The following is an 18,624-nucleotide window of genomic DNA, read 5'->3' as shown; positions in this document are numbered from 1 at the left end:
CACTGGTCAAGATCTGGGGCTGCTGCGCAGCCCTTTCGCGGCACAAGGCCGCTCCTGCAGGTCGGTGTGAGCTCATGTCTTCCGACCAGCTGTAGCAACTCGTCTTGAAATCGGCTGCTAGGCTTCGACAGAACTCAACTGTCAAAAAGCCACTATCATGCCGCCCGCCCGCCTGCTGCTGTTCTGTGCCTTGCTCACGGCCTCGGCGTCGAGCCTGGGCATGACCATCTACAAAACCACCGACGATTTCGGTGTGGCCTCCTATTCCGAAAGCCCCAGCCCAGGGGCAAAACCCTTGATCGTTCACGAGCCCATGGTCGAGCGTCTCGACGGCCAGGTGCGCCTGCAGACCGAGGCATTCCGTGGCGGCGTGCGTTTCGTGGCGCGTAACGAGCTGCATGTGCCCATGGAGGTCGAACTGCGCCTCAATGGCCTGGCCAATGCCTTCGGCGGCAATGCCCCGCGCCTGGTCAGGCGTGTGGTGCCCGCGCGTTCGACCCAGGTGCTCAGCGTCATACTGGCCGCGCCCAGCGGGCCGTTGAAATACGTCAGCAAGTTCGAATACGCCATGGGCGATCCCATCCAGCGTACCCAGGGCTATCGCTACCCCTTCCCATGGAAGGGCGGGCCGTTTCGCATCAGCCAGGGGCCCAATGGCCGCTTCAGCCATTTCGGCCCGAAGGGGCGCTACGCCATCGATATCGCCATGCCCGAGGGCACGCCGATCATCGCCGCCAGGGGCGGGGTGGTGGTCAGGATCGAGAACAGCCAGACCGGGCGTGGTAGCAACCCGGCGGGCAACTTCGTGCGCATCCTGCACCCGGACGGCACCATGGGCGTCTACCTGCACCTGATGCGCGGTTCGGTGGTGGTGGCGGAGGGGCAGCAGGTGGTGGTGGGGCAGGCGCTGGCCAAGTCGGGAAATACCGGCAACAGCAGTGGGCCGCATCTGCATTTCGTGGTGCAGCGCAACGTGGGGCTGGCGCTGGAGTCGATCCCCTATCAGTTCGACCGGCCGATTGGTGGGATGCCGGATTTCACCGCAGGCAACCCCTGAAAGCATCGCGGGGCAAGCCCGCTCCCACAGAGCACGTGGGAGCGGGCTTGCCCCGCAATAGGTTGCTGATGTGGGTCAATCCAGCTTGAGCACCTTGGCCAACACGATCTTCGGCCCTTTCATCTTCTTGATGATGATGCGCAGGCCTTCGACCTCCAGCACTTCCTCTTCCTCAGGCACGCGCTTGAGGGTTTCGTAGATCAAGCCGGCAAGGGTTTCCGCCTCGATGTGATCGAGGTCGATCCCCAGCAACCGCTCGACCTTGAACAGCGGCGTATCGCCCCGTACCAGCAGCTTTCCGGGCTGGTAGGCGAGGATGCCGCGTTCGGTCTTGCGGTGTTCGTCCTGAATGTCGCCCACCAGCACTTCCAGCACGTCTTCCATGGTCAGGTAGCCGATCACCTTGCCGTCGGCCTCTTCGACCAGCACGAAGTGCGCGCCGCCTTTGCGGAACTGCTCGAGCAGTTGCGACAGCGGCATGTGTCGGGACACCCGCTCCAGTGGCCGGGCCAGGTCGTCCAGGTCGATGGTCTGCGGTAGGTGGTCCAGTTCGGCCAGCTCCAGCAGCAGGTCCTTGATGTGCAGCAGGCCGGTGAACTCTTCGCGCTCGGCGTCATACACCGGGTAGCGGCTGAACTTGTGCCGGCGCAGCAGCGCGAGGATGTCCTTGAGCGGGGCATGGGCGTCGATGCTGACCATGTCCTCGCGCGAGTTGGCCCAGTCGACCACTTCCAGCTCGCCCATCTCCACTGCCGAGGCCAGCACGCGCATGCCCTGGTCGCTCGGGTCCTGGCCGCGGCTGGAGTGCAGGATCAGCTTGAGCTCCTCGCGGCTGTAGTGGTGCTCGTGGTGCGGGCCGGGCTCGCCTTGCCCGGCGATGCGCAGGATGGTGTTGGCGCTGGCGTTGAGCAGGTAGATGGCCGGGTACATTGCCCAGTAGAACAGGTACAGCGGCACCGCCGTCCACAGCGACAGCAGCTCGGGTTTGCGGATCGCCCAGGACTTGGGCGCCAGCTCGCCGACCACGATGTGCAGGTAGGAGATGACGAAGAACGCGACGAAGAACGAGATGCCCTTGATCAGTTCGGGAGAGTCGACGCCGAAATAGGCCAGCAGCGGTTCGAGCAGGTGGGCGAACGCCGGCTCGCCGACCCAGCCCAGGCCCAGCGAAGCCAGGGTGATGCCCAGCTGGCAGGCCGAAAGATAGGCGTCGAGCTGGTTGTGTACCTTGCGCAGGATGCTGCCACGCCAGCCATGCAGCTCGGCGATGGATTCGACGCGGGTGGAGCGCAGCTTGACCATGGCGAACTCGGCGGCAACGAAGAAGCCGTTGAGCAGCACCAGGAACAGGGCAAAGAGAATCATGCCGAAATCGGCGAACAACGAGGTGAGGCTGATACCAGGGGAAGGGTCCATGATGGAGTTTTACGGGGTCCGTCTGCTGAAAAGTAAGAAAAAAAGTGCCAGCTTTTGCTGGCACAGGGGATCCAATGTAGCGGCTGAAGCCGCAAAAGCAAAGGGGAGGGCTATGCCCGGTTGGCGCATCGCGGGGCAAGCCCGCTCCCACGGATCTGCAAAGGCATCGTGGGAGCGGGCTTGCCCCGCGAGGGATCAACCCTTGTTCGCGACCAATTGTGCCGGCGCAAAATGACAGGTGAAGGTGCTGCCATGCCCCGGCACGCTGCTGATTTCCAGGCGCCCGCGATGGCGCATCAGCACATGCTTGACGATCGCCAGGCCCAACCCGGTCCCGCCGGTGTTGGAGGCGCGGCTGGAGTCGACGCGGTAGAAGCGTTCGGTCAGGCGCGGCAGGTGCTTGGCCTCGATGCCGACGCCCGAGTCCTGCACCGACAGGTGCGCGCCCTGGTCATCGGCCCACCAGCGAATGCGGATGGTGCCCTCATCCTGGGTGTACTTGACGGCGTTGAACACCAGGTTGGAAAACGCGCTGCGCAGTTCCGACTCGCTGCCCTTCAAACGGATGCCGGGTGCGGCCTCCAGGGTGATGCGCTGGTTGCGCGGGCCGGACAGCGCCTGGGCATCGTTGTTGATGGCAGTGAGCAGGGCGTCGACCAGCACCGGCTGGTTGTCCGAGGGGTAGTCGGTGGCTTCGAGCTTGGCCAGCAGCAGCAGGTCGTTGAGCAGGGTCTGCATGCGCGAGCCTTGCGCGCTCATCTGTTGCAGCGCACGGCCCCAGCGCGGGTTCACGCCTTCGACGTTGTCCAGCAGGGTTTCCAGGTAGCCGGTGATCACCGTCAGCGGCGTGCGCAGCTCGTGGCTGACGTTGGCGACGAAGTCCTTGCGCATCTGTTCGAGCTGATGGATGCGGGTCACGTCGCGTACCAGCATCAGGTGCTCGTTGTTGCCGTAGCGGGTGAGTTGCAGTTGCACGCGCAGGCGGTCGTTGATCGGTGAGGGGATCTCGAGCGGTTCGGCATAGTTTTCCGCTTCGAAGTACTCCTTGAAGCGCGGGTGGCGCACCAGGTTGGTCACCGGTTGGCCGCCGTCCTGCGGGGTCTTGAAGCCCAGCAGGGTTTCGGCGGCGCGGTTCCACCACTCCAGGTTGCCTTCGCTGTCGAGCATGATCACCGCGTCACGCAGTGCGGCGGTGGACTCCTGCACCCGGTCGATCACCGCCTGCAGGCGGCCACGCACGCGCTGGTCGCGGCGCTGCAGGTGATAGATGCTGTCGAACACCTCGCCCCACAGGCCATAGCCGTCTGGCGGTGCCTCATCGGGTTGGTGGTGGCGCAGCCAGTCGTGCAGGCGCAGCAGCTGCTTGAGCGTCCAGCCCAGGTAGAACGCCAGGCCGATGGCCAGGCTCCAGCCGTAGAAACCGCTGATCAGGCCGCCGATCAGGCAGACGGTGATCAGCAGCAACATGTGGCGAATCAGGGTTGCGTGCCAGTTCTGGTTCAATTGACGGATCCTTCGGACCGAGCTCCAAGCTGCAAGCGGCAAGCTACAAGAAGAAGCGGATCGGTGATGCGGTTAGTCCATTATTTCGAGCCAAGCGCTGTAGGCTCTTTCTTGCAGCTTGCAGCTTGCAGCTTGCAGCTAGCTCTTGGTCGAGAACCGATAGCCAGTGCCGCGGACGGTTTGTACCAAATTTTCGTAGGCTTCACCCAGCGCCTTGCGCAGGCGGCGGATGTGCACGTCGACCGTGCGCTCCTCTACGTAGACGTTGCCGCCCCAGACCTGGTCGAGCAGCTGGCCGCGGGTGTAGGCGCGCTCCTGGTGGGTCATGAAGAACTGCAGCAGGCGGTATTCGGTGGGGCCCATCTCGGCAGGCCTGCCGTCGATGGTCACTCGGTGGCTGATCGGGTCGAGCAGCAGGCCGCCCACTTCGATGGGGGCTTCGCTGTCGCTCGGGCCGGTGCGGCGCAGCACGGCCTTGAGGCGCGCCACCAGCTCGCGCGGTGAGAACGGCTTGGTGATGTAGTCGTCGGCGCCCACTTCGAGGCCCTGGATCTTGTTGTCCTCTTCGCCCTTGGCGGTGAGCATGATGATCGGGATATCGCCGGTCAGTTCATCGCGCTTGAGGCGGCGTGCCAGTTCAATGCCCGAGGTGCCCGGCAGCATCCAGTCGAGCAGGATCAGGTCCGGCTTGCGGTCGACGATGATGGCGTGGGCCTGTTGCGAGTTCTCCGCCTCAAGGCAGTCATAGCCAGCCATTTCCAATGCAACGGCGATCATCTCGCGGATAGGCGCTTCGTCGTCGACGATCAGAATGTTTCTGCCAACCATGCTCAATTACCTCTCCCGGGAACGGTGTCTTGGCCCGCATTAGATAACGGAATTATTGCAGCTGTGTGACAGGGCATGGGCAGTTCTGGCGACATTGCATGACTGGGCTAGGCTTCACAGGGCCGCTGCAGCGGCTACCAGAACCCTTCCACCCCCCGAAACGATGGTGATTCCAATGACACGACATACGCTGAGCTGGATGGCCCTTTGCGCTGCGCTGGCAGTGCCGGGGGTGGCGTCGGCTCATCACGCCATGGAGAAGGATGGCATGTGGGTCGACCACAACGACATGACCCTGTACACCTTCGACAAGGATGCAGGCGGCAAGTCGATGTGCAACGGTGATTGTGCGAAGAACTGGCCGCCTTTGATGGTGAAGCAGGACGACGAGGCGCCAAAGGACAAGTGGACGCAGATCAAGCGTGACGACGGGTCGATGCAGTGGGCTTACGATGGCAAGCCGCTGTACACCTTCGTCAAGGACAAGAAAGCCGGGGACATGACCGGCGATGGCATGAAGGATGTCTGGCACGTGGCCAAGCCTTAAGAGCGACTTGTAACCTGTGGGAGCGGGTTTACCCGCGAATGCCATGGTGGGCTCACCGACGCATTCGCGGGTAAACCCGCTCCCACAGGGGCTTTGACTCTCAACGCAACGCGTAATCCAGCACCACCCCGATAAAGATCAGCATCCCCGCCCAGTGGTTGTGCAGGAACGCCTTGAAGCAGGCGTCCCGGTCCAGCCTGCGCGTCGACCAGAGCTCCCAGGCGAAGCACACCGCTGCCGCCAGCAACCCCAGATGGAACCAGCCCCCCAGCTCGAAACGGCTGCCGGCCAGCAGCAGGCAGCCCAGCGACAGCAGCTGCAGGCTGAGGATGATCACCCGGTCGGCCTCGCCGAACAGGATGGCGGTGGATTTCACCCCGATCTTCAGGTCGTCGTCACGGTCGACCATGGCGTAGTAGGTGTCATAGCCCACCGTCCACAGCAGGTTGGCGATGTACAACAGCCAGGCGGCGGCCGGCAGCTCGCCGCCGGCGGCGGTGAAGGCCATGGGGATGCCCCAGGAGTACGCGGCACCCAGCACCACCTGCGGGTAATAGGTGTAGCGCTTCATGAACGGGTAGCAGAACGCCAGGGCCACGGCGCCGAACGACAGCCAGACGGTCCGGGCGTTGGTGCACAGCACCAGCAGGAAGCTCACCCCCACCAGCACGGCGAACAGCAGCAAGGCTTCGCGTGGCTTGACCCGGCCACTGGCCAGCGGCCGGTCGGCGGTGCGTTTGACGTGGCCGTCCACCTTGCGGTCGGCGAAGTCGTTGATGCAGCAGCCGGCGGCACGCATCAGCACCACCCCCAGGCCGAAGATCAGCACGTTGGCCACGCTGGGTGCGCCATTGCCGGCGATCCACACGGCCATCAGCGTCGGCCACAGCAGCAGGTAGATGCCGATCGGGCGGTCCATGCGGCTCAGCTGGACGAAGTCCCAGGCCCGTGGGTGCAGGCGGTTGAGCGATTTGAGCAGTTGCAGGTACATCAGCAGGTTGCCTCCTTGGCCGCTTGCCACAGTGCCGGCAGGAAAATCTCTGCCACCAGCAGGTCGAGGCCGGCACGCTCGAAGCGCGAACGCCGCCCCCACAGCCCGGCATGGGCGGCCTCGGCAGGCAACCAGGCCTGTGGATAACTGCACACCTCGATGGGGTGGCGGACGAACGCCTGGTCGCAGAACAGCAACTCGCCGAGCGAGCGGGTGCCCAGGGTTTCCAGGTCCAGGCCGCCGCGTTCCAGCACACTGCGCCCGGCCACGCTGCGGGCGAACACCCAGGGCTGGCCATGGCCGCGCAGGTAGACCTCACGCACCCAGCCCTCTTCGCCAGGCGCAAGGCCGAGCGCTGCGCATTCGTCATCGCGCAGCGGTTGCCAGCCTTCGAACAAGGGCGTGACGCTGAAGTGGTCGTGGGACAGTTGGGTCAGGCGGCGGGTCAGGGAGCCTTGGTCGAACAGCCAGTCGAGGGTCGGCTGGTCGAGCGCGCTCGCCAGTTGTGGATACGGCAGCCACGCGACAGCGGCTGCTTGCGGGGTTTCGTACGACACGTCGGTATGCTTGTGACAGCCAGAGAGGCGGCGAGCTTAGCATGATTGCCCTGGCGGCTTGCATACAGTACAAAGCCCGGACGAGATTGCGCGGTGCCTCTATCGCGGGGCAAGTCCGCTCCCACTGGCGTTGTGGGAGCGGGCTTGCCCCGCGATAGAGGCCATCAGCAGCGACACATCAAGCCTGACCGAGGAACGACCCCCCATGAAGAAGTGGCAATGTATTGTCTGTGGCCTGATCTACGACGAAGCCGAAGGCTGGCCGGATGACGGCATCGCCCCGGGCACCCGTTGGGAAGACGTGCCGCAAGACTGGCTGTGCCCCGACTGCGGCGTGGGCAAGAGCGATTTCGAAATGATCGCCATCGGCTGATCGCAACCCTACTGGAAGAGGAAGCACCTGCATGACGTCCCCCGTGGTGATCATCGGCACCGGCCTTGCCGGCTACAACCTGGCCCGCGAGTTTCGCAAGCTCGACAGCGAAACGCCGCTGCTGCTGATTACCGCCGACGACGGCCGCTCCTACTCCAAGCCGATGCTCTCCACCGGTTTCGCCAAGGGCAAGGACGCCGATGGCCTGTGCATGGCCGAGCCCGGCGCCATGGCCGAGCAGCTCAAGGCCGAAGTTCGCACCCATACCCGGATCAGCGGTATCGACCCAGGGCACAAACGCCTGTGGATCGGTGAAGAAGCGGTGGAGTACCGCGACCTGATCCTGGCCTGGGGCGCGCAGACCGTGCAGGTGCCGGTTGAAGGCGATGCCGGCGATCAGGTGTTCCCGATCAACGACCTCGAGGACTACGCGCGCTTCCGTGCCGCCGCTGCCGGCAAGCAGCGGGTGCTGATCCTCGGCGCCGGCCTGATCGGCTGCGAGTTCGCCAACGACATGACTCTGGGTGGCTACCAGTGCAACGTGGTCGCCCCCTGCGAGCAGGTGATGCCGACCCTGCTGCACCCCGCCGCCGCCAGCGCCGTGCAGGCGGGCCTCGAGGGCCTGGGCGTGCGCTTCCACCTGGGGCCGGTGCTGACCCGCCTGCAGCAGGCAGGCGCGGCCCTTGAAGCGCACCTGTCCGACGGCAGCGTGATCCCCTGCGACCTGGTGGTTTCAGCCATTGGCCTGCGCCCACGCACCGATCTGGCGGCCGCCGCCGGTTTGCAGGTGAACCGTGGCGTGGTGGTCGATCGCCAACTGCGCACCTCCCACGCCAATATCTTCGCCTTGGGCGATTGCGCCGAAGTCGATGGCATCAACCTGCTGTACGTCATGCCCCTGATGACCTGCGCCCGTGCCCTGGCCCAGACCTTGGCCGGCAACCCGACGGCGGTCGCCTATGGGCCGATGCCCGTCACCGTGAAGACCCCGGCCTGCCCGTTGGTGGTGTCACCGCCACCCGCCGGCATGGAAGGTAGCTGGCAGGTGGAAGGCAGCGGCGCCGACCTCAAAGTGCTGTGCCACGGGGCTGACGGCCGGCTGCTGGGCTACGCCCTCACGGGCGCGGCCGTCATGGAGAAACTGGCGCTGAATCGCCAGTTACCGCCGCTGATGGCGTAAATGGCGGGCGTTCTGTCGGATTTCTCCTGTTCTTGCCGCGACAATGGCCGCCCAGGTACTGGCGCGGCCCCGGACGGCGTGCCATTCTCACTGGCGTCTACCGCAGCCTAGAGCCTGCGGTGCCTTGAACGCTGCCGCCCTTGGCAGCACGGCATAACAACAAGAAATTCCGTCAAAGAGGCTTCACTATGCGTAAACCAGAACTCGCCGCCGTCATCGCCGACAAGGCCGATCTGACCAAGGAAAAGGCCAATCAGGTCTTGAACGCGATTCTCGACAGCATCACCGGCGCACTCGACAAGGACACCGTCACCCTGGTCGGTTTCGGCACCTTCGAAAAGCGTCACCGTGGCGCCCGCACCGGCAAGAACCCGCAAACCGGCGAGCCGGTCAAGATCAAGGCCAGCAACACCGTCGCCTTCAAGCCAGGCAAGAACCTGCGCGACAGCGTCAACGTACCGGCCAAGCCTGCCAAGAAGAAGTGATCGGCAACGACAACGGTCATTCGAACGGGCGCCCTTGAGGCGCCCGTTGTGTTTCTGCGGTGAAAATGCAGCGAACTTGCATAAACCGCCCAGGAAGCGGATAAACTGCGCGACTCAGTCATTTTTCAATCGAGGCGCGTTGATGAAGTTTCGCTTTCTTCTCTGGGCCATGGGGCTGCTGATGGCCAAGGCCAGCCGCAACAACCCGGCGTTCCAGCAGCAGCTGCAGGACAAGGACCTGGTGTTCCAGATGCAGACGCTGGACGGCAAGGTGGCCCGTCATTTCGTGGTCAAAGATCAACGCATCAGCAGCAAGGGCGGCCTGCACCCGCAACCGGCGTTCGCCATTGCCTTCAAGGATGCCGGCTACGGCTTCGCCACCCTGCAGGCGGGCAACAAGCAGCTGGCGTTCATGCAGGGCATTCAGGACAAGAGCATCCAGATCAAGGGCAACCCGGCGCTGGTGATCTGGTTCCAGGGCTTGATGAAATACCTGAAGCCGAAGAAGAAGGGCTGATATACAACACAGAACAATGCACCTGTGGGAGCGGGTTTACCCGCGAATACGCTTGTGGATTTACCACCGCATTCGCGGGTAAACCCGCTCCCACAGGACAGGCGCCCGGCTAAATCAGTGCGGCGCGTGGAACTGCGATGCCAGCTCACGCAGCAATGCTTCCGCCTCCAGCACCTTGTTCACCACTTCCTCGGCCTTGTCCCGGGTCAGCCCCAGGCGATCGAGCAGGGCATCCGGGATTTCGTCCTGCGGGCCCGAACCGATACCCCGCGAACGCAGCAGGCGCACCGACAGGCAGACCAGGTTGGGGAAGGCCGAGTGCTCGCCGTCGTACGATGGGTCGTGCTGGAAGCGCAGCGCGGTGGACAGCTCTTCGGGCATGTCCCACAGCTTCATCAGCCAGGCGCCGATCTGCTCGCGACTGATCCCCAGCAGGTGCTGCTCCACATAGCTGTGGCACAGGTGCGGATTGACCTCCAGATGGCGGCAGATCAGCGAGAAGTGCGGCGGGAACACGTGCGCCAGCAGCAGATAACCGAAATTGTGCAGCAGGCCGGCGAGGTAGGTCAGGCCGGCTTCCGGGCGCTCCGGGCGTGGCATGGCACGGGTCAGGCCCTCGATGACCGCAGCGGTATAGATCGACTGCTGCCAGTAGGGGGTGGCCTGTTGCGGATGGTCCTTGGGCAGGCTCAGGGTCTTGCCCAGGGCCAGGCCGAGGGCCAGGTTGATCACCAGGTCGAAGCCCAGCACCCGCACGATCGCGTCTTCCACCGAGCGGATCTTGCCTGGCGAGGCGTAGTAGGGCGATGCCGCCCAGCTGACTACCTGGGCGGCCAGGGCGGGGTCGGTTTCCACCACGCCGGTGACGTCATCGGTGCTGGCATTGGGGTCGACCCGCAGCTTGATGATTTTTTGCGCGGTATCGGCCAGTGGCGGGATCTCGATGGTTTCTTCCAGGCGCTTCTGGATACGTCGAGCGGTGAAAGCCTGGACAGCCTGGGTGATCTCCTTGGAGTCGTCGTTCGGGCGGTCGAGGTTGGGGCGAATCTCGCGGACCGGCTGGCCAAAGCTTCCTGCGCTGGACTTGTGCAACATGCGCTTGAAGTCGTCGCGCTTGATCGACAGCAGGATGCCCAACTCGCCCGACTGGATCAGCAGGTGCTCCTGCTCGAGCAGCTTGCCTTCATACAGGCAAGGCGAGCTGGTGAGTGCCGGAATGGCCGGCAGGGTCTTGAGGTGGTGCTTGTCGAGCATCTGCTTGAGGCGCGGCAACGGCACGGCCTTGAGCTTGCGGCCTGTCAGCTCCTCGAGGCGGTTGAGGTCCAGCAGCTTGCTCTGCGGGTACAGCACCAGCAGGGCACCGACTTCGTCATCGAGCAGGATGGCCTGAACCTTCGATGCGGGCAGTTGCTTCGGGCTTTCTGGCACTTCGACATAGGGTACGCCGAGTTTTTCGAGCAACAGCCGGATGACAGACGGTGCGTGTGGGGTTGCGATATCCAGAGCAACTTCAGTCATGGCCTGTATCCACTAATTCCTTTGAACGCGAAGTATAACCAGCCTGATCGGCAAGCTGGTTCTGTATTGGGACGGCCGTCACACTTGGCCATATTGTTGGCCGTGGCGTAGCCAGCGGTCGAGCAGCGGGCTGACGTGGTGTGGCCAGCGCGCCAGCAAGGCCTGGGCGGCATCGCGCACGGCCGGCAGCAGGTCGGCGTCGCGCATCAGGTCGGCGACCTTGAACTGTAGCAGGCCGGTCTGGCGGGTCCCGAGCATCTCGCCGGGGCCGCGCAGTTCCAGGTCCTTTTCGGCGATGATGAAGCCGTCGTTGGTTTCGCGCATGATGCCCAGGCGCTCGCGGCCGATCTGCGACAGCGGTGGGTGGTACAGCAGCACGCAGTGGCTCACGGCGCTGCCCCGGCCAACCCGGCCGCGCAACTGGTGCAGTTGGGCCAGGCCCAGGCGCTCGGGGTTCTCGATGATCATCAGGCTGGCATTGGGTACGTCCACGCCGACCTCGATGACCGTGGTGGCCACCAGCAACTGCAGGTTGCCAGCCTTGAATTCAGCCATCACCGCAGCCTTCTCCGCGGGCTTCATGCGCCCGTGGATCAGGCCCACGCGCAATTCGCCCAAGGCACTGCCGAGGTCTTCAAAAGTGCTTTCGGCCGCCTGGCAGGTCAGTTCTTCGGACTCTTCGATCAGCGTGCATACCCAATAGGCCTGGCGCCCCTCGGCGCACGCGGCGCGGACCCGTTCGACCACTTCGAAGCGGCGGCTGTCGGCCACCAGCACGGTATTGACCGGCGTGCGCCCGGGCGGCAGCTCGTCGAGGATCGAGGTGTCCAGGTCGGCGTAGGCACTCATGGCCAGGGTGCGCGGGATCGGGGTGGCGGTCATGATCAGCTGGTGTGGGCACAGCTCGCCGTTGACGCCCTTCTTGCGCAGGGCCAGGCGTTGCTGCACGCCGAAGCGATGCTGTTCGTCGATGATCGCCAGGGCCAGGTGCTTGAAGCGCACCTCTTCCTGGAACAGCGCATGGGTACCGACCACCATCGGCGCACCGCCGGCGATCTGCTCCAGGGCGTTGGCGCGGGCCTTGCCCTTGAGCTTGCCGGCCAGCCAGGCGACTTCGATGCCCAACGGTTCGAGCCAGCGCTTGAAGGTGATGAAGTGCTGTTCGGCGAGGATCTCGGTGGGCGCCATCAGCGCGACCTGATAACCGGCCTCCAGCGCCTGCAGCGCGGCGAGGGCGGCAACCACGGTCTTGCCGGCGCCGACGTCGCCCTGTACCAGGCGCATCATCGGTTCGGGCTGGCTGAGGTCGTAGGCGATTTCGTTGCCGACCCGCTGCTGGGCGCCCGTGGGGTTGAAGCCCAGATTGGCCAGGTACTGCGCGGGCAGGCGAGTGGCCTTGGGCAGCACCGGCGCGCGCAGGCTGCGCAGGCTTTCACGCAGGCGCTGCTGGGACAGCTGGTGGGTCAGCAACTCTTCGAAGGCCAGGCGGTGCTGGGCCCAGTGCTGGCCTTCGGCGAGCTCATCGACATCGGCGTCAGCCGGTGGATTGTGCAGGTAGCGGATGGCGTCGCTCAGTGGCGCCAACTGGTAGTCACGGGCCAGCTCGTCGGGCAGCCAGTCGGGCAGGCTGCGCGGCCCGAGCTGACCGAGGCTCTGCTGGCACAGCAGGCGCAAGCGCTGCTGTGTGAGGCCTTCGGTGGTCGGGTAGATCGGTGTCAGGGTCTGTTCCACCGGCGCTGCCGGCTCGTCGCCGTTCAGTGCACGGTACTCGGGGTGGTAGATCTCCAGCCCCGAGGCGCCGGGGCGGGCCTCGCCATAGCAGCGCACGTGGGTGCCGCGCTTGAGGCCTTCCTTCTGCGCATTGCTGAAGTGATAGAAGCGCAGGCTCAGCACACCGGTGCCGTCGCCCAGGCGCACGACCAGGCTGCGGCGCTTGCCCATGGTCACGTCGGCGCCGCTGACCACACCTTCGATCACCGCGTCCTGCCCTGGCCGCAGTTGGCCGATGGGGACCACGCGGGTGCGGTCCTGGTAGCGCAGGGGCAGGTGGAACAGCAGGTCCTGCAGGTTCTCCAGGCCTACCTTGGCGAGTTTCTCCGCCATGGCATCGCCAACGCCCTTGAGCGCGGTGACCGGCACATTCGACAGCTCGGTCATGGGGTCAGGCCGGTTGTGCCACGGGCGCCTTGGCCACCGAGCAGAGGCGGACCGAGTCGGCAAGAATTTCGATGGCCTTGGGCCGCGGGAAGCTGGCGCGCCAGGCGATGGCCACGGTGCGGAACGGCGCCGGCGAGGTCAGCGGGCGAACCTCGATGACACCGGGCGCGTAGTGGTGGCTGTGCACCGCCGACAGCGGAAGAATCGATACGCCCAGGCCGGAGGCGACCATGTGGCGGATGGTTTCCAGCGAGCTGGACTCGACCGTGGTGTGCTTGGCGCCTTCGCCGCCCTTATTGAGGGTGGGGCAGGCTTCCAGTACCTGGTCGCGGAAGCAGTGGCCTTCGCCCAGCAGCAGCAGGCTCTTGTCGTTGAGCATGGCGGTGTCGATGGTCTTCTTCGCGGTCCACGGGTGATCGGCCGGCATCAGCGCGCAGAAGGGCTCGTCGTACAGCGGCATCGTCAGCACGTCGGCTTCATTGAACGGCAGGGCGACGATCACCGCGTCAAGCTCGCCATTGCGCAACTTTTCGCGCAGCACGTGGGTGAAGTTCTCTTCGATGTACAGCGGCATCTGCGGCGCCACGCGGTGCAGTTGCGGGATCAGGTGCGGGAACAGGTAGGGGCCGACGGTATAGATGGCGCCAACCTTGAGCGGGGCAGTCAGCTGGTTCTTGCCGGCCTGGGCCAGTTCGCGGATACCTTGGGCCTGTTCCAGGACCTTCTGCGCCTGGGCGACGATGCTCTCGCCGACCGGCGTGAGGCGCACCGCGCTCTTGCTGCGTTCGAAGATCAGCACGCCGAGCTCGTCCTCGAGCTTCTTCACCCCGACCGACAGGGTGGGCTGGCTGACGTGGCAACGCTCGGCGGCGTGGCCGAAGTGCTGCTCCTGGGCGAGGGTGACGATGTAGCGAAGTTCGGTGAGGGTCATAACGTGCGTCCATGAAGTTGCGGCCCCAGCATAGCGGCTGCAATTGATAGACGCACGTTATCAGACTTGCCGTTTTGTGACAGAAACAAAAGCGTCAGCGTCGGTCCAGCGAGTAGACGAACGGTGCAACGACTTCGATCGTGCCATTGGTCAGCAGCTCAGCCGGAGGCTTGGGTACCGTGCCGGCCCGGCGGATCATTTCCATTGTCGCCCGGTCCAGCGCCGCGCTACCCGACCCACCCGCCATCGAGTACGAGACCACCTTGCCTTCGGCGTCGACGACGAAACGCAGGCGGTTGATGCCCTGCAAGCCGCGACGGCGAGCGTCCTCGGGGTACTTCTTGTACTTCGCCAGGTGGCGCAACAGGTCGCTTTGCCAGCTCGGCAGGGCATTGCTGTTCGAGGCGATGCTCGGTGCCGGTGCCGCCGACTTCTGCGGTGGCGAATTGCTCGGCGGGGTATCCGCGACGTCGTCCTTGGCCGGCGGTTCGTCCTTGGGCGGCTCAAGCTTTTTCTCAGGCTTGGGCGGCTGCGGCTTGGCCTTGGGCTTGGGCGGCTTGGGGATGGCGATTTTCGGTTTTGGCGCTTCTGCCAGTTTCGGCAGTGGCGGTTCCTCGACCGGGGTCGGCGGTTTCGGTGCGGCCTTCGGCGGTGGCGGCGGTGCGGGCTCGGGCAGCGGTGCCAGTTCGACCATCATGGCTGCTGGTGGCAGCTCGATGGCCTGGGGCACCGACCAGTTGAGCGTCAGCACCACGGCGACCACGTGCACGGCCAGCACGATGGCCAGGCCGATGCCGTAGCGCGCCATGTTTGAGCGCGTTTTCGTCATTTCTTGGCTGCCGTCTCGAGCCCGACCAGGCCAACCTTGAGGTAGCCGGCGGCGCGCATGGTGTTCATCACTTCCATCAGGTCGCCGTAATCGACGCCTTTGTCAGCCTGGAAGAAGATGGTGGTTTCCTTGTCACCCTTGGTCTTGGCGTCGAGCATCGCGCCAAGCTGATCCTGCTGGGCCACCAGGTCATCGCCGAGGTACAGCTTCTTGTCGGCCTTGACGCTGACGAACACCGGCTTCTCCGGCCTTGGCGCCGGCTTGGCGGTCGAGGCGGGCAGGTCGACCTTGATGTCGACGGTGGCCAGGGGGGCGGCGACCATGAAGATGATCAGTAGCACCAGCATCACGTCGATGAACGGCGTGACGTTGATTTCGTGGTTCTCGGCGAGGTCGTCGCCACCTTCGTTCAGATGCAGGCCCATGGCTTACCCCACTTTCACCATGTGCGGGGTGGCGCGTTCGCCACCTTGGTGGTCCAGGTCACGGCTGACCAGCAGCAGTACCTGAGCGGAGGCGTCGGATACTTGCGCCTTGTAGCCGGCGATAGAGCGGGCAAAGACGTTGTAGATGACCACTGCCGGGATCGCTGCAACCAGGCCCAGGGCCGTGGCCAGCAGGGCTTCGGCGATACCCGGGGCAACCACGGCAAGGTTGGTGGTCTGGGTCTTGGCGATGCCGATGAAGCTGTTCATGATGCCCCACACGGTACCGAACAGGCCGACGAACGGCGCGGTGGAACCGATGGTGGCCAGCACGCCGGTGCCGCTGCTCATGGTGCGGCCGCTGGCGGCCACCAGGCGCTCGAGGCGGAAGCTGACACGCTCCTTGATGCCTTCCTTTTCGCGGGCGTTGGCCGACAGGCGCATCTCTTCAAGGGCGTCGTGCACCAGGGTGTGGGCCAGGGTGCCTTCCTTGTTGGAGACTTCGCTGGCTTCCTTGAGGCTCACCGAGCGCTTCAGGGCCGCGATTTCACCACGCAGGCGACGCTTGGCGCCCATCAGCTCGAAGCCTTTGGCGATCCAGATGGTCCAGGTGATGATCGAGGCGATGGCCAGGCCGATCATCACGGCCTTCACCACCACGTCGGCGTTCTTGTACATGCCCCATGGGGACAGGTCGTGGGCCATGCCCAGCGAGGTGTCTTCGACCAGCGGCTGCACGTTCTCTTCGACCGGAGCCTGGGCGTCAACCGGCGCGGTTGCGCCTACCGGTGCCTGGCCTTCAGCGGCTGGCGCAGCCGGGGCGGTGGCGGCGGCCGGGGTGGCGGCAGTGGCGGTTGGCTCATCGGCCATTGCCACGGGTGCCAGCACCAGGCTGAACATCAGCGCGGCAATGGCGCGCCAGGCGCGCGACGTGGTTGGCGAAGCGGAAGGTTGAGTGCGTGTCATGCTGGCCGGACCTGATGAAGAGGAAAAGATTGAGTTCTCCAGGGCCTCGAAACAGGCCGAGAACAGACAAGGCGGCCATTATTGCAATTAATTCTTGTTAACAAAAGTAATGTGATTGCTTTTTTTGACCTTGGTATAGCCGTTTATCGCCAGAACGCTATAGCCTGCCCCTTTAGGAATAGGAGTTTTGGCATGTCAGACGTATCTGCTTTGATCGTAGGTTGTGGTGATGTCGGCAGTCGTCTGGCCCGCCAACTGCTGGCCCTCGGCTGGCAGGTCAGCGGCTTGCGGCGCTCGGTCCAGCAGTTGCCCAAAGGGGTCGAACCCATCGCCGCCGACCTGTCCGACCAGCGTATGCCGGCTGACTGGCCCGAGCGCAACCCGGACTACCTGGTGTACTGCGTGGCGGCCAGCCAGCATGACGAAGCCGGCTATCAGGCGGCCTACGTCGCGGGCTTGCGGCATGTACTGGCCTGGCTGCAGCGCGGCGGCAAACTGCCCCGGCGGCTGCTGTTCGTGTCCAGCAGCAGCGTTTTCGCGCAGAAGGACGGCGAGTGGATTGACGAGACTGCCAGTACCGAGCCCGAGGGCTATTCCGGCAAGGTGATGCTTGAAGCCGAGCAGCTCGCCCTGGGCAGCGGCATCCCCGCCAGTGTCGTGCGCCTGACGGGTATCTATGGCCCAGGGCGTGAGTGGTTGTTGAGCCAGGTGCGGCAGGGCTATCGCGTTGCCGAGGAACCACCTCTATATGGCAACCGGATCCATGCCGAGGATGCGGCGAGCCTGCTGGCGTACCTGCTGCAGGCCGATGCCCGTGGCGTGGTGCTGGACGACTGCTATATCGGTGTCGACGACGACCCGGCGCCTTTGGCCGATGTGGTGGCCTGGCTGCGTGAGTACATGGGCGTCACCGAATGGTCGGATGACCAGCGGGTGCGGCGTACCGGCAGCAAGCGCTGCAGCAATGCGCGGGCGAAGGCGTTGGGGTGGGTACCGCAGTATCCGAGTTACAAAGAAGGGTATGCGGCGATCCTGCAAGGGCGCGATTGAATTTTCCGGCCTGATCGCGGGGCAAGCCCGCTCCCACGGGCTGGACTGCCCCCCCAGAAGTTGGGCACCAATCCAACCCTTGAGGCAAGCCCGTGGGAGCGGGCTTGCCCCGCGATGAGCGTTAGTTCTTCTCCAGCACCCACTGCCGGGCGCCGGCAGCCAACTCGGGCATCTCGTCCGGCTGGGCGCGGTTCACCGCCCGGAAGATCTCCAGGGTGTCGCCATCGCGCTTGAAGATCCACGGCGCACCGCGCTGGTTGCGTTCCAGCCACATGCTGTCGTTGCCGCCGCCCATGGTCGCGCAATCGCCCGCCAGGCACACGGCGAAGCGGTCAACCCCAGGCAACCCGGTGACGTTGCCGGTGTCACTGAAGCGCACGGTAGTGCCTTGGCCCTGGCCCTCGACGATCTTCCATTCACCGCCGAGGAAGGCTTTGTACAGCGCCTTTTCGAAGCTGCCACCCAGCGGGGTGTTGCTTGCCGCTTCGCTGCGTACGAAGTGCTGCTCTGCGCCTGCCGGGTTGATGACCCGAAGCTCGTCGCCATCCAGCACCAACTGTTCGGTCTGGCCGCCTGCAAAGCTGACTTGCCAGTTGTTCTTGTTGGCGCTGAGTTGGCCGTCGACCGCTTCGAAGCCATTGCTGAAGCTGGCTTTCTGGCTGGCGACATCCAGCTTCCATTCGAGCTCGATGCCATTTTTGTTCAGCGGCTCACTCACACGGCCGCTTTTGACGACTGCATCGATGGCGTCCTGGTTGATCCAGGTGCCGTTGAAATCTTCGGGTTTGTGGCTGGCGCAGCCGCTCAGGAGCAGGGCTGCCAAAGCCAGAGGCAATGCGTGGCGCATGGGGAGAACCTTGGGGCAGGAGGGGCGGTGACGGGCGTGGTGCCCGTCACCCGGGGGTATTACTCGAGGACCAGAATGGCGTCCATTTCAACCTGGGCGCCTTTTGGCAGCGCGGCCACGCCGATGGCGGCGCGGGCAGGGTAGGGCTGTTCGAAGTAACGGCCCATGACCTCGTTGACCTTGGCGAAGTGGCTCAGGTCGGTGAGGAAGATGTTCAGCTTGACGATGTCCTTGAACGAACCGCCAGCGGCCTCGGCGACCGACTTCAGGTTTTCGAACACCTGGACGGTCTGGGCTTCGAAGCCTTCAACCAGTTCCATGGTTTTCGGATCGAGCGGGATCTGGCCCGACATGTACACAGTGTTGCCGGCCTTGATCGCCTGGGAGTAAGTACCGATGGCGGCAGGGGCCTTGTCGCTGGTGATGACAGTCTTGCTCATGATGACT

The 18,624-nt window shown here is 64.5% G+C and carries 20 protein-coding genes; 7 read left to right on the top strand and 13 right to left on the bottom strand.

Translation table 11 applies throughout. The annotated features are described in order from the left end of the window. The first annotated feature begins 157 nt into the window (after positions 1-157). Positions 158-1,057: a peptidoglycan DD-metalloendopeptidase family protein gene (locus LOY51_RS26535; protein WP_125466080.1), complete on the top strand. Its 900-nt coding sequence runs from the start codon at positions 158-160 to the stop codon at positions 1,055-1,057. 75 nt (positions 1,058-1,132) lie between these two features. On the opposite strand, the gene LOY51_RS26530 is transcribed toward LOY51_RS26535, so the two are convergent. From LOY51_RS26530 to phoB, 3 genes are all read right to left on the bottom strand, one after another. Beyond that, positions 1,133-2,473, bottom strand: coding sequence for a hemolysin family protein (locus LOY51_RS26530; RefSeq protein ID WP_125466079.1), 1,341 nt, complete (start codon positions 2,471-2,473; stop codon positions 1,133-1,135). A 195-nt stretch (positions 2,474-2,668) separates the two neighbouring features. Then, positions 2,669-3,940: a phosphate regulon sensor histidine kinase PhoR gene (gene phoR, locus LOY51_RS26525; RefSeq protein WP_258646724.1), complete on the bottom strand. Its 1,272-nt coding sequence runs from the start codon at positions 3,938-3,940 to the stop codon at positions 2,669-2,671. 174 nt (positions 3,941-4,114) lie between these two features. After that, positions 4,115-4,804: a phosphate regulon transcriptional regulator PhoB gene (gene phoB / locus LOY51_RS26520; RefSeq protein ID WP_011536427.1), complete on the bottom strand. Its 690-nt coding sequence runs from the start codon at positions 4,802-4,804 to the stop codon at positions 4,115-4,117. Between the two features lie 175 nt (positions 4,805-4,979). Here phoB and LOY51_RS26515 point away from each other — a divergent pair, with 175 nt between their 5' ends. Then, positions 4,980-5,351, top strand: coding sequence for a COG4315 family predicted lipoprotein (locus LOY51_RS26515; protein WP_125861140.1), 372 nt, complete (start codon positions 4,980-4,982; stop codon positions 5,349-5,351). A gap of 100 nt (positions 5,352-5,451) precedes the next feature. On the opposite strand, the gene ubiA is transcribed toward LOY51_RS26515, so the two are convergent. Together ubiA and LOY51_RS26505 are read right to left on the bottom strand one after the other, a co-directional pair. Next, positions 5,452-6,342, bottom strand: a complete 891-nt coding sequence (gene ubiA / locus LOY51_RS26510) for a 4-hydroxybenzoate octaprenyltransferase (RefSeq protein ID WP_258643766.1) — start codon at positions 6,340-6,342, stop codon at positions 5,452-5,454. Continuing rightward, a complete protein-coding gene (locus LOY51_RS26505) occupies positions 6,342-6,899 on the bottom strand; it encodes a chorismate--pyruvate lyase family protein (RefSeq protein ID WP_125861136.1) in 558 nt (185 codons plus the stop codon). The genes ubiA and LOY51_RS26505 overlap by 1 nt, the downstream gene beginning before the upstream one ends. A 205-nt stretch (positions 6,900-7,104) precedes the next feature. Here LOY51_RS26505 and LOY51_RS26500 point away from each other — a divergent pair, with 205 nt between their 5' ends. The 4 genes from LOY51_RS26500 to LOY51_RS26485 all read left to right on the top strand — a co-directional run bounded on the left by LOY51_RS26500 (position 7,105) and on the right by LOY51_RS26485 (position 9,454). Continuing rightward, on the top strand, positions 7,105-7,272 hold the full coding sequence (locus LOY51_RS26500; RefSeq protein ID WP_008091623.1) for a rubredoxin: 168 nt from the start codon (positions 7,105-7,107) through the stop codon (positions 7,270-7,272). A 31-nt stretch (positions 7,273-7,303) separates the two neighbouring features. Then, positions 7,304-8,452 (top strand): NAD(P)/FAD-dependent oxidoreductase, encoded by a 1,149-nt coding sequence (locus LOY51_RS26495; protein WP_258643764.1) that lies wholly within the window; start codon positions 7,304-7,306, stop codon positions 8,450-8,452. A 188-nt stretch (positions 8,453-8,640) separates the two neighbouring features. After that, entirely contained in the window at positions 8,641-8,937 is a 297-nt protein-coding gene (locus tag LOY51_RS26490; protein ID WP_110991978.1) for an HU family DNA-binding protein, read from the top strand. 142 nt (positions 8,938-9,079) lie between these two features. After that, positions 9,080-9,454 carry a helicase gene (locus tag LOY51_RS26485; protein WP_125466073.1) on the top strand — a complete coding sequence of 125 codons (375 nt, stop codon included), beginning with the start codon at positions 9,080-9,082 and terminating at the stop codon, positions 9,452-9,454. Positions 9,455-9,568: 114 nt separating this feature from the next. On the opposite strand, the gene LOY51_RS26480 is transcribed toward LOY51_RS26485, so the two are convergent. The 6 genes from LOY51_RS26480 to exbB form a co-directional block, all read right to left on the bottom strand. Continuing rightward, positions 9,569-10,972 (bottom strand): aminoacyl-tRNA deacylase and HDOD domain-containing protein, encoded by a 1,404-nt coding sequence (locus LOY51_RS26480; RefSeq protein ID WP_125861132.1) that lies wholly within the window; start codon positions 10,970-10,972, stop codon positions 9,569-9,571. Positions 10,973-11,050: 78 nt separating this feature from the next. Beyond that, on the bottom strand, positions 11,051-13,129 hold the full coding sequence (gene recG, locus LOY51_RS26475; RefSeq protein WP_125861130.1) for an ATP-dependent DNA helicase RecG: 2,079 nt from the start codon (positions 13,127-13,129) through the stop codon (positions 11,051-11,053). Between the two features lie 4 nt (positions 13,130-13,133). Further along, positions 13,134-14,060 (bottom strand): hydrogen peroxide-inducible genes activator, encoded by a 927-nt coding sequence (locus LOY51_RS26470; RefSeq protein ID WP_125466070.1) that lies wholly within the window; start codon positions 14,058-14,060, stop codon positions 13,134-13,136. 94 nt (positions 14,061-14,154) lie between these two features. Then, a complete protein-coding gene (locus LOY51_RS26465; protein ID WP_258643760.1) occupies positions 14,155-14,889 on the bottom strand; it encodes an energy transducer TonB in 735 nt (244 codons plus the stop codon). Beyond that, positions 14,886-15,314: a TonB system transport protein ExbD gene (exbD, locus tag LOY51_RS26460; protein WP_110991985.1), complete on the bottom strand. Its 429-nt coding sequence runs from the start codon at positions 15,312-15,314 to the stop codon at positions 14,886-14,888. Before exbD ends, LOY51_RS26465 begins: the two co-directional genes overlap by 4 nt. Positions 15,315-15,317: 3 nt before the next feature. Continuing rightward, positions 15,318-16,280, bottom strand: coding sequence for a tonB-system energizer ExbB (gene exbB / locus LOY51_RS26455; RefSeq protein ID WP_125861126.1), 963 nt, complete (start codon positions 16,278-16,280; stop codon positions 15,318-15,320). Between the two features lie 192 nt (positions 16,281-16,472). Between exbB and LOY51_RS26450 the strand changes: the two genes are divergently transcribed. Then, the gene (locus LOY51_RS26450) at positions 16,473-17,330 is read left to right on the top strand and encodes an SDR family oxidoreductase (protein WP_125861124.1); all 858 of its coding nucleotides are present in this window, start codon (positions 16,473-16,475) and stop codon (positions 17,328-17,330) included. Between the two features lie 121 nt (positions 17,331-17,451). Here LOY51_RS26450 and LOY51_RS26445 read toward each other — a convergent pair whose 3' ends face one another. After that, positions 17,452-18,177: a hypothetical protein gene (locus tag LOY51_RS26445; RefSeq protein WP_258643756.1), complete on the bottom strand. Its 726-nt coding sequence runs from the start codon at positions 18,175-18,177 to the stop codon at positions 17,452-17,454. Between the two features lie 59 nt (positions 18,178-18,236). Further along, on the bottom strand, positions 18,237-18,617 hold the full coding sequence (gene ridA / locus LOY51_RS26440) for a deaminase RidA (RefSeq protein ID WP_110991989.1): 381 nt from the start codon (positions 18,615-18,617) through the stop codon (positions 18,237-18,239). Positions 18,618-18,624 lie beyond the last annotated feature (7 nt).

Origin of the sequence: Pseudomonas sichuanensis, from assembly GCF_024749065.1 — a bacterium.
In the GTDB taxonomy this organism is placed as follows: domain Bacteria; phylum Pseudomonadota; class Gammaproteobacteria; order Pseudomonadales; family Pseudomonadaceae; genus Aquipseudomonas; species Aquipseudomonas sichuanensis.
This window is presented reverse-complemented; position numbering and strand designations above follow the sequence as displayed.